The following is a 6,793-nucleotide window of genomic DNA, read 5'->3' on the forward strand; positions in this document are numbered from 1 at the left end:
GACGGGATGCGAGATCGGAGTCTGTCTCGTTGGCGTGGAGATGTGTAGAAGTGAGATGTTTTGGTTCAGGCAGAAGAGGGCATACGAGATGGGGGTCCGTCTCGTGGGTTCGGGGTTGTGTATAAGAGGCAGACAATGACAGGGCCGGGGAGCGGAGGGTACTGGTCAGTCCCGATTCCGGGAGGGCTTGGGGGTCCCTCTACACAAGGGCAGGGGCGGCAGCAAAAGGGATGTTCGGGATGAAGTAGGTTCGATCAGAACGTGATTCGACAATCAGAGGGGGCGCGCGGTGACGGCACCGGTCGTGGAGCAGCCGACTGACTGGACCGAGCCGGGCGCTCATCCGGTGGTCCCGGGGGTGCACCGGATCCCCCTGGCGCTGCCGATCCCGTCGCTGCACGCGGTCAACGTGTACGTCATCGAGGACGCCGAGGGCCTCGTGATCGTGGACTCCGGCTGGGCGATGCCCGACACGCGCGCGAGCATGGAGAAGGCCCTGCGCGCGCTCGGCCACGGGCTGGACGACGTGGCGCAGTTCCTCGTCACCCACGCGCACTGGGACCACTACTCGCAGGCGCTCGCGCTGCGCGAGTCGTTCGGGACGCGGGTGCGGATCGGCCGCGGCGAGCGGCCGTCCATCGAGGCGTTCGACATGAACCGCGGCCTGCATCCCCGGCAGGTCGAGATGCTGCGCAGGTGCGGCGCCGGCGCCCTCGCCGACGAGATCGCGTCGCTGCCGGTGGACCGTTCCGAGCGTGACGTCCCGCACACCCTGCCGGACGCCTGGCTGGACGACGGGGAGCGCATCGCCCTCACCGAAAGGGGCCTGGACGTGTTCGCCACGCCGGGCCACACGCGCGGCCACATCGTCATGCGGGACGCCGACGCCGGGCTGCTGTTCGCGGGCGACCACATCCTGCCGCACATCACGCCGTCCATCGGGCTGGAGACCGAGCCGGAGCCGAAGCCGCTGCGCAGTTATCTGGAGTCGCTGCGGCTGGTCCGCGGCATGCCGGACACGCTGCTGCTGCCCGCGCACGGCCCGGTGAGGCCGAGCGTCCACACCAGGATCGACGAGTTGCTGGAGCACCACGCCGAGCGCCTCGACGCCGCCGCCGCGCAGGTCCGCGCGGGCCGCGGGACGGCGTTCGCGGCCGCCGAGGCCATGCCCTGGACGCGCCGCAAGCGCGCGCTCAGCGATCTCGACGCGTTCAGCCGGATGCTGGCCGTGCTGGAGATCGAGGCGCACCTGGACGTCCTCGCCGACCGGGGCGTCCTGGACGCCCACGAGGAGAACGGCGTCCGCGGCTACGCCCCGAAGCGCTGACCCCGCCGCCGACCGCCCGGAAACCGCCGGGTTACGCTGAGCTTCCGTTTTCCCGGCGGAAGGAGCGGCGATGACGCTCGCCCCCGAGTTCACCCCGATCACGTTCCCCGAGGAGCTGCGCGAGCTGCTCGGCGCGCCGATGCGAAGGGCGATCGACAAGGAGCGCGTCACACTGCACGCCTGGGACCGGGAGTGGCTGGCCCGCTCGCCGTTCTGCCTGATCTCCACCAGCGACGCGGACGGCAACTGCGACGTCTCCCCCAAGGGCGACCCGCCCGGGTTCGTGCACGTCATCGACGACACGACGGTCGCGATCCCGGACCGTCCCGGCAACCGCCGCGCCGACGGGTTCATGAACGTGCTGAGCAACCCGCACGTCGGGCTGATCTTCCTGATCCCCGGGCGCGGCGAGACCCTGCGGATCAACGGCCGCGCGACGCTCCTGCGGGACGCGCCGTTCTTCGACGAGATGGTCGTCAAGGGCAACCGCCCGGCCCTCGCCCTGGTCGTGGACATCGAGCAGATCTTCTTCCACTGCGCGAAGGCGCTGATGCGCTCGAAGATCTGGAAACCCGAGACGTGGGACCCGGAGGCGCTCCCGTCCCACGCCCGGATCGTCAAGGACGTCCAGTACACCGAGGAGAACCTGCAGCAGCTGGAGGAGTACTACTCCGAGGGCAACTACTCCAAGAAGCTCTACGGCGGCTGATCACGCGCTCGGGTGGACCCCCGCGCGGCGTGCGCGGGGGTCGGTTCGGTGGTGCGGGACGGTCAGCCGCTCTTGCGGCGGAACTGCCGCTGGTGATCGGCGCGCTCGTGCTTGCCGCGCACCTTCGAGCCGCTCCTGCCGGTCGCGCCGGCGTTCTTGCCCGCCGCTCCGCGCTTGCGTTCCAGGGCCTCCCGGAACCGGCGCTTCACGTCGTCCTCTCCGTCGGCGGGTTCTCCTGACGAGTCGGCCATGCGGACCTCCAGCTCTCTTAGGGCACCCCCAGCCTCACATACCGGCGGGGCGGTCGGCCATCCGGCCCCGCCCGGAAGATCATCTAGGGCGATTCCGCCGCAAAGCGCGCCAGCGGAGATCGATCTCTCCTATGGTTTGTGCACGTGGAGCCCCAGACGCCGCAGGCCGAGCCCGCCCCCGCGCATCCCCCGCTGGAGGCGCTCGCCGTCCAGCCACTGCTGAACCGCGACTACGAGTCCCGCCCCGCCGTCTTCTACGAGCGGCTGCGCGCGGAGTACGGTCCCGTCGCGCCGGTGGACGTCCTCGGCGTCCCGGCGTGGCTGGTGATCGGCTACACGCAGACGCTCGACATCCTGCGCGACACCCGCGGCGTCTGGAGCAGGCGGGTGGAGAACTGGCGCCACTACCGGGACGGGGCCGTCCCGGCGGACTGGCCGATGCTGCCCGTGGTGGAGTCCGACAACTCGGCGTTCCGGGACGGCGCCGACTCGACCCGGCTGCGCAGCGCCTGGAGCGAGGGCCTGCGGGCGTTCCAGGACCGCACCCGGCCGGAGGCGAAGGCGCTGGAGCAGTCCGTCCGCCGGTACGCCGACGAGCTGATCACCGTGCTGTCGGAGAACGGCGGCCCGTCCGGCTGGGCCGACCTGTCCGCCCAGTACGCGCGGCCGCTGCCGCTGATGGTGATCGGGCGGCTGCTCGGCACCGGCGGGGACGGCGACGACGAGCTGATCATCGACCTGTGGCGGGTGATGGACGCCGGCCCGGAGGCGCCGGAGGCGTCGGCCCGGCTGATCGCCCGGGTCGCCGACGTGTGCGCGGCGCGGGTCGCCTCCCCCGGCGCGGACCTGCCGTCGTTCATGCTCGCCGCGGTCCCCGACCTGACCGCCGAGGAACTGACCCGCGAGATGGCGATGATGACGGGCCTGGTCGGCGACGTGACGGGGACGCTGATCTGCAACACCATCACCGAGGTGCTGATCGGCGGCACCGGGGCGAGCGACAGCATGTCGGCGGGGATGATCCAGGAGGCGATCAACCGCGCGTCGGCGGCGAACCCGCCGATGGCCAACCTGTCGTTCCGGTGGGCCAGGACGGACGTCCGCATCGGCCAGTTCCAGATCGCGGCCGGCGACCCGGTCATGGTGTCGCCCGCGGCCGCGCACCTGGACCCGGCGTTCACCGCGTCCGCGACGCCGGACTCCATCTACAGCTCCCGCGCCCACCTGGCCTGGAGCGCGGGGCCGCACGCGTGCCTCGGCCGCGACCTCGCCACCACGATCACGACGATCGCGGTGGAGCGGCTGTTCGACCGGTTCGCCACGCTGCGGCTCGCGCTGCCCGCCGACCAGCTCCCGTGGCGCTCGTCGCCGCTGATGCGCGGCCTCCGGTCGCTGCCCGTCATCTACGAGGTGACCGGCGACCGGCCGGAGCCGGCCCCCGCCGCTCCCGAGGACGCGGAGGAGACCCCGGAGGAGAAGGCGGCGGACGAGGGCGGGGCGAACTCGCTGGTCCGGCGCGTCCTGCGGCTGATGCGCCTGTCGTCCTGACGCGCCCGCCGGACCGGTCATGGCCCCGGACCGCGTGGGCGGAATGCCGGATTCTCAAGATCGGCCGCATGTTTGGACGCGGGCGCCCGGGAACGTTCTCCCCGGTAAGGCGCGCAGGGAGGACGAACGATGCCAGACATGAGCGACAAGCACAGCCCGAAGGTCGACGACGAGATCGGCCGCGAGACGCAGGGCATGGTCAGCGGCGGGCATCCCACGCACGCCGAGGAGTTCAAGGAGACCGAGCCGTTCTCCGACGACGCCCCCGCGGACCCGACCCGGGCGACCGTCGGCGAGCGCGAGGGCTCCCCGCCCGGGATGAGCGCGCAGGACGTCGAGAGCCGCAGCGCCCTCGCGCGGATGCTCACCGGAGTCGACTATCCGGCCCGCCCGAACGAGCTGATCCGGCACGCCGCCGAGGGCGGCGCGCCGGACGAGGCCGTCGAGCAGCTGCGGACGCTGCCCAAGCGCGAGTACGAGAACGTCGCGGACGTCGCCGAAGAACTCGGCTACGGACGCGAGGAACGCCGCTACTAGCGGGCGACGCGTTCGCGGAGCAGCGGGATCTGGCCGCCGGCGGCGACCAGGTCCCGCTGCCGTGCGGACAGGCGGTGCCTCGCCCGGTACGTCTCGTCCTTGGTGACGTTGCGGACGTCGATCTCGTTTCCGGCCTTCAGCGCGTCCCGGACGTTCTCCACGCGCAGCACGTCGCCCTGCTCGACGCGGTCGTAGTCGCCCTCGTCGGCGAATTCGAGCGGCAGGATCCCGAAGTTGACGAGGTTCTGCCAGTGGATCCGCGCGTACCCGCGGGCGAGGACGAGCCGCAGCCCGAGGTGGCGGGGCGCGATCGCGGCGTGCTCGCGGGACGAGCCCTGCCCGTAGTTGCGTCCGCTGACCACGGCGTGCGGCCCGGCCTCCCGCGCCCGCTCCGGGTAGCCCTCGTCGAGCTGGATGAACGTGAAGTCGGCGAGCCGGGCGATGTCGCTGCGGAACGGCAGGGCCCGCGCGCCGGCCTGCAGGATCTCGTCGGTGGACACGTCGTCGCCGACCTTGATGACGACGGGGATCTCGAACTCGTCCGGGAGGGGGTCCAGCTCGGGCAGGACGCCGATGCTGGGCGCCTTGTCCAGCTCGACGTGGCGCGCCTCGTCCTCGGGCAGCGGGCCTTCGAGCATCTCGATGTTGACGCTGGACTTCTCCGGCAGCCGGACGACCGGCGGGTCCATGTCGAGATCGCGCGGGTCGGTGATCCGTCCGGTGAGGGCGGCGGCAGCGGCGGTCTCCGGTGAGCACAGCCAGACCAGGTCGTCCTTGGTGCCGGAGCGTCCGGGGAAGTTGCGCGGGACGGTCCGCAGGCTGTTGCGGCCGATCGCGGGCGCCTGCCCCATGCCGATGCAGCCCATGCAGCCGGTCTGGTGGATGCGGGCGCCGGCCTGGACGAGATCGGCGGTCGCGCCCATCCGGGTCAGGTCGACGAGGATCTGCCGGGACGTCGGGTTCACGTCCAGCGACACCCGCGGATGCACCTGCCGGCCCTTCACGATCGCCGCGACGGACGCGAAGTCGCGCAGCCCCGGGTTCGCCGACGACCCGACGACGACCTGGTGGACCTCCTGCCCCGCGACCTCCCGCACCGGGACCACGTCGCCGGGCGAGCTGGGACGGGCGATCAGCGGCTCCAGCGACGACAGGTCGATCTCGTCGGTGACGTCGTAGGACGCGTCCGGGTCGGCGACGATCTCGGTGAAGTCGTCCTCGCGGTCCTCGGCGCGCAGGAACTCCAGGACCCGCTCGTCCGAGGGGAACACCGTCGTGGTCGCGCCCAGCTCGGCGCCCATGTTGGCGATGACGTGCCGGTCCATCGCGGTGAGCGTCGCGATGCCGGGCCCGTGGTACTCGATGATGCGGTTGACGCCGCCGCGGACCCCGTGCCGCCGCAGCATTTCCAGGATCACGTCCTTGGCGCTGAGCCAGGGCGGCAGCTCCCCCGTCAGCCGGACGCCCCAGATCTCCGGCATCGTCACGTGCAGCGGCTCCCCCGCCATCGCCATCGCGACCTCCAGCCCGCCGACGCCGATCGCGAGCATGCCGAGCGACCCGGCCGCGCACGTGTGCGAGTCGGAGCCGACCATCGTGGCGCCGGGCACCCCGAACCGCTGCATGTGCGTCGGATGCGACACCCCGTTGCCGGGCTTGGAGTACCAGAGCCCGTACCGGCGCGCGGCAGACTGCAGGAAGATGTGGTCGGCCATGTTGCGCTCGTCGGCCTGCAGCAGGTTGTGGTCGACGTACTGGACGGACACGTCGGTCTTGACCCGGTCCAGGTCGAGGGCCTCCAGCTCCAGCATCACCATCGTGCCGGTCGCGTCCTGGGTGAGCGTCTGGTCGACGTGGATCCCGATCTCGGTGCCGGGCGTCATCTCGCCGCCGACCAGGTGCGACGCGATCAGTTTGCGGGCGACGTTGCGGCCCCCCGTGCCGTCTGCCATCTCAGGTGCTCCCATCGTTGTCGTTCGCCGGGACGTCGTTCACAGGGACGCTCTCGATCCGGTGCGGCTCGTGGACGGCCCGGTCGGCGGGCTGCCCGCACCAGTGGTTCAGGGCGTCGCGGATCTCGGCGGCGCGCCGGTCCGGCGCGGTCTCGTCGGTGGCCCACGCGATGTACCCGTCCGGGCGCACCAGCGCGGTCGTGCGGGTCGCGCCGCCGGCCAGGGCGCAGTGCACGCGGCCCGCCCACCGCTTGGTCGCCAGGTAGGTGACCGCCGGGTCGTTCGCCGCGACGACCAGCACGAACGTCCCGTCGCCGAGCAGCTCGCGCAGCCGCGCCGGGCTGCCGGCCAGGGGAACGTCCGGGGCGCGCCGCCCGGTGAGCCGGTGCGCGCCGCGCGGCGCCGGATAGGCGATGTCGATGCCGGAGACGGCCCCGGCCAGCCGCCGCGCGACCGGCCGGTAGTGCGT

The 6,793-nt window shown here is 72.1% G+C and carries 6 protein-coding genes and 1 pseudogene; 4 read left to right on the forward strand and 3 right to left on the reverse strand.

The window, feature by feature from the left end:
- The first annotated feature begins 289 nt into the window (after positions 1–289).
- Positions 290–1,327, forward strand: a complete 1,038-nt coding sequence (locus HUX53_RS05840; RefSeq protein ID WP_176402142.1) for an MBL fold metallo-hydrolase — start codon at positions 290–292, stop codon at positions 1,325–1,327.
- 70 nt (positions 1,328–1,397) lie between these two features.
- Entirely contained in the window at positions 1,398–2,036 is a 639-nt protein-coding gene (locus HUX53_RS05845) for a pyridoxamine 5'-phosphate oxidase family protein (RefSeq protein ID WP_176402143.1), read from the forward strand.
- 62 nt (positions 2,037–2,098) lie between these two features.
- Here the strand turns inward: HUX53_RS05845 and HUX53_RS05850 are convergent, their stop codons facing one another.
- Positions 2,099–2,287 carry a DUF5302 domain-containing protein gene (locus HUX53_RS05850; RefSeq protein WP_176402144.1) on the reverse strand — a complete coding sequence of 63 codons (189 nt, stop codon included), beginning with the start codon at positions 2,285–2,287 and terminating at the stop codon, positions 2,099–2,101.
- A gap of 144 nt (positions 2,288–2,431) precedes the next feature.
- Between HUX53_RS05850 and HUX53_RS42430 the strand changes: the two genes are divergently transcribed.
- Both HUX53_RS42430 and HUX53_RS05860 read left to right on the forward strand, forming a co-directional pair.
- The gene (locus HUX53_RS42430; protein ID WP_217919126.1) at positions 2,432–3,835 is read left to right on the forward strand and encodes a cytochrome P450; all 1,404 of its coding nucleotides are present in this window, start codon (positions 2,432–2,434) and stop codon (positions 3,833–3,835) included.
- Between the two features lie 138 nt (positions 3,836–3,973).
- On the forward strand, positions 3,974–4,372 hold the full coding sequence (locus HUX53_RS05860; protein WP_255204968.1) for a DUF2795 domain-containing protein: 399 nt from the start codon (positions 3,974–3,976) through the stop codon (positions 4,370–4,372).
- Here the strand turns inward: HUX53_RS05860 and HUX53_RS05865 are convergent.
- Both HUX53_RS05865 and HUX53_RS05870 read right to left on the reverse strand, forming a co-directional pair.
- Positions 4,369–6,324 (reverse strand): aconitate hydratase, encoded by a 1,956-nt coding sequence (locus tag HUX53_RS05865; protein ID WP_176402146.1) that lies wholly within the window; start codon positions 6,322–6,324, stop codon positions 4,369–4,371. The genes HUX53_RS05860 and HUX53_RS05865 overlap by 4 nt on opposite strands.
- 1 nt (position 6,325) lies before the next feature.
- Positions 6,326–6,793, reverse strand: a pseudogene (locus tag HUX53_RS05870) (hypothetical protein); the annotation flags it as partial.

Source organism: Actinomadura sp. BRA 177, assembly GCF_013372625.1.
GTDB lineage: Bacteria > Actinomycetota > Actinomycetes > Streptosporangiales > Streptosporangiaceae > Spirillospora.